Annotated in this window: 3 protein-coding genes; all 3 read right to left on the bottom strand. The window is 72.3% G+C overall.

Annotated features, from left to right (window positions below; translation table 11 throughout):
* On the bottom strand, positions 1–793 hold a 793-nt coding region (locus DKT68_RS00415), incomplete at its 3' end, for a serine/threonine-protein kinase (protein ID WP_236646643.1).
* Positions 794–871: 78 nt separating this feature from the next.
* The gene (gene tnpB / locus DKT68_RS00410; protein WP_109815462.1) at positions 872–2,257 is read right to left on the bottom strand and encodes an IS607 family element RNA-guided endonuclease TnpB; all 1,386 of its coding nucleotides are present in this window, start codon (positions 2,255–2,257) and stop codon (positions 872–874) included.
* A gap of 314 nt (positions 2,258–2,571) precedes the next feature.
* Positions 2,572–3,042, bottom strand: a complete 471-nt coding sequence (locus DKT68_RS31310; RefSeq protein ID WP_201748839.1) for a hypothetical protein — start codon at positions 3,040–3,042, stop codon at positions 2,572–2,574.
* Positions 3,043–3,377 lie beyond the last annotated feature (335 nt).

The raw sequence follows: 3,377 nt of genomic DNA, 5'->3' as shown, positions 1-3,377 counted from the left end.
CCACCGCCGCCGAGCGGGCCGGCTCGGCGGGCTCGTCGTGCTCCGCCGCCGTGCTCCGCAGCAGCGGCTCCGCCTCGGCGGCGGTCAACCGCCGCCAGGGGTCGCGCTGCAACAGGCCGGTGAGCACGGGGCGCAGCGACCCGGCACGACGCATCGGGTCCGGCGGTTCGGTCGCCAGCGCGCTGAGCGTCGCCATCGCGCTGGACCGCGCGTACGGCGAACGGCCCTCGACCGTCGCGTAGAGCGTCGCGCCCAGCGACCACAGGTCGGTACGCGGGTTCGACACCCCCTCGCGGGCGCGTTCCGGGGCGACGAACTGCGGCGAGCCCAGCACGCTGCCCGGCCCGGTCATGGCGCCGTCGCCACCGTCGAACGTGGCCAGCCCGAAATCGGTGAGCACCACGCGCCCGTCGTCGGCGACCAGCACGTTGTGCGGTTTCACGTCGCGGTGCAGCACCCCGGCGGTGTGCGCGGCCCGCAACGCGGCGAGCACGGCCAGCCCGATCCGGGCGGTGCGCTGCGGGCTGAGTGGACCGTCGGTGGCGATGATCTGCTGCACCGACCGGGACGGCACGTACTCCATGACGATCCAGGGGCTCTCCCGGTCGTGCACGACGTCGTAGATGCGGACGACGTTGGGGTGGTTGAGCCGGGCGGCGGTGCGCGCCTCGCGCAGCGTCCGCAGCCGCAACTCCGCCCGGTCGGCCTCGGCCAGCCAGGCCGGTGGCACGACCTCCTTCACCGCGACGTCGCGGTGCAGCATCTCGTCGCGGGCCAGCCACACGCGGCCCATCCCGCCGGTGCCGACCAGGTCGAGCAGCCGGTACCGACCCGCGATCAGCAACTGCCGCACAGTCGCTCCCGTTACCACTCAGCGCGCTCTAGCGAGCGCGCGGTCGGTAGTCCCGCCTTGCGGTGAGACGGTCCCGGACTTATCCGCAGGTGCGGCGCCGGGTAGACGTTTCACGGCCACCAGCCCCGCGGGCGGGGTCCTACGGTCGGCTCGGCGTCCGTTTAGCGACTCCCGGCCACTCCGGTCGTCGATAACCTCACGCGCAAGGGCGGCAAGGTTACGTGCGGCATTTAGATCCCGGTCGAGGGTCAGGCCACAGATGGTGCAGGTGTAGGTCCGCTCGGACAGAGCCAGCTTGGTTCTCACCGTGCCGCAGCCCGAGCAGGTCTTACTTGACGGAAACCAACGGTCGGCCACGATTAGCTGTCCGCCGTTCCACTCAGTCTTGTAGTGGAGGTGTCGACGTAGCTCGGCGAAGCCGGCGTCGGCGATGTACCGAGCTAGCCGCCGGTTACGCAACATCCCTATCACGTTTAAACCCTCGACCACGATGGTGGCGTGCTCGCGGGCGAGGCGGGTCGTGAGGTTGTGCAGCCCATCGCGGCGCAGGTTCGCCACCCGCCTGTGCGCGCGGCGCAGCCGCTGGCTGGCCCGCTCCCACCGCTTCGACGCGTCTCGCCCGACACGCCGGTCCGGGCCAACGCGGCGGGACACCGTGCGGGCCAGTCGGCGCATCCGCAGGGTAGCCGCCATGAGGTGGCGGGGGTTGGGTATCTGCTCGCCGGTAGACAGCACCGCCAAGTGCGTCAGGCCGAGGTCCACCCCGACCACGGACCCGGGTCGCGTCGGGCTGCGCGCAGCCCGCACAACCTCGCAGGTGAACGACACATGCCAGCGGCCGCCCTCGCAGCGCACCGTCGCCGACAGGATCCGCGCGGTACCCGCATCCAACCGGCGGGCGAGTTTACGAGCCGACTCGTGCAGCTTCAATCGGCCCAGGCGCGGCAACACGACGTGTTTGCGGTCCGGCTCGACGTGGATGGCGCCGGTGGTGAACCGCACACTCGGCGTGCTTCGACGGCGCGTCTTGCGCCGAGGGAAGCCGACCGGCCGCCCCTTGCGCGCGCCTGAGCGCGACTCCGACCAGTTCTTCAAACCACGGGCCAGCGCATCGAGGCCAGTGTTAAACGCTTCCTTCGAGTACTCCCGCCACCACGGCGCAATCTCATCCTTCGCGGCGTTCCACGCCTTGCGCAGCGCCGGCAACGACCACCGCAGCACCGGGGTCAGATGCTCCTCGGCGACGCCGTAGGACCGCTCCGCCGCCCGCTGCCCCATCACCGCTCTCACGCGATCGAGGGCCCAGTTGTGCGCCAGGCGCGCCGCTCCCGCGTGCCCCAGCACCACCCGCTCCTGACGAAGTGTCAAGTCCAGGGCATAGCGGTACGCCTGGGTTGTCTTCACGACCCACCGCCCGGATCGATGGCGGCGTGGACCGCGCGGCCGGCACGGTTCGCGGCAACTCGGAACCCATACCGCCGCTCGCGCAGCGACGTCAAAATCTCAGTCACGCGCACATGGTCATCGTCGCCACCCACAACCTTCACACCCGCCTCAGCAAATAGAGCCCTGAAAGCGCTAGAGGAACGGACTCGACACCTGCTGCTACCGCATCGCTCACCCCGGTTACACGATAGCCACCGGGGTAGCCTTTCTCATCCACCGAGCGGCCTCGATCCACCCCGGACGGCGGTCCGCAGGACGACGTACGGTGCAGGTCAGCGGGGCGATCGGAAGCTGTCTCGCATGATCGTCCAGTCCGCGCCGGCGGCGGCCCAGTCCCGGTCATCGGTGATCCAGCCCAGCATCCAACGGCCATTCCCGGCGCGCGTGCCGACGACCTGTTGTCGGGCGTGCAGCCGGGCACCGTACGGCGCGTTCCACCGGCACTCCCACTCCCCACCGCCGTCGCTCGCGGCGAGGCGGACCTCGTCGTAGCCCGGGAGCGCGCCGTAACCGGACGCCGCGTCGCGGACCGCCCGCAGTCGGGCCAGCGGATCGGCGGCGCCGCCCTCGGCGACGCTGAACGTCCGACCCGTCGTCGGGTCCTGGAAGCAGGCCACCGAGCCGTCCCGTGAGTAGTGCCAGCGAGCCGGTACGGAGACCCGGAAGCCGGCGGTGTCCGCGTGCCAGACCCAGCCGTCTGGTGGGCGGAACCGCTCGCCGGGAGCCGGCGACCCGGCCGGCACCGGAGCACCGGCGATGTGCGGGCGGACGCACGGAAACGGTGGCGGAGGCACCTCGCGCCCGCCCGGAGGTGGGCCGGGTCGGTCGGGACCGGGGCCGGGACCAGCGCCGGGACCGGGACCGGGACCGGGACCGAACGGTCCATCCTGGCCCCCACCGCCCGGCGGGTGGTCCGGGGGAGGCGCGGTGGTCGACCGGCCGGCGGTGCCCGTCGGCTCGTCGCCGGTGACCGCCAGACCGGTGCTGACGCCAGCGGCGGCCGCAACCAGCAGCGCCGCGACGACGAGGGCAGCCCGGCGCGCCGTGCGGCCGGGCGCACGAGCGGGCGGGACCGGGG

Source organism: Micromonospora acroterricola, assembly GCF_003172955.1.
Lineage (GTDB): Bacteria > Actinomycetota > Actinomycetes > Mycobacteriales > Micromonosporaceae > Micromonospora > Micromonospora acroterricola.
Note: the sequence above shows the minus strand (reverse complement) of the source record. Positions and strands in the feature narration are given on the sequence as shown.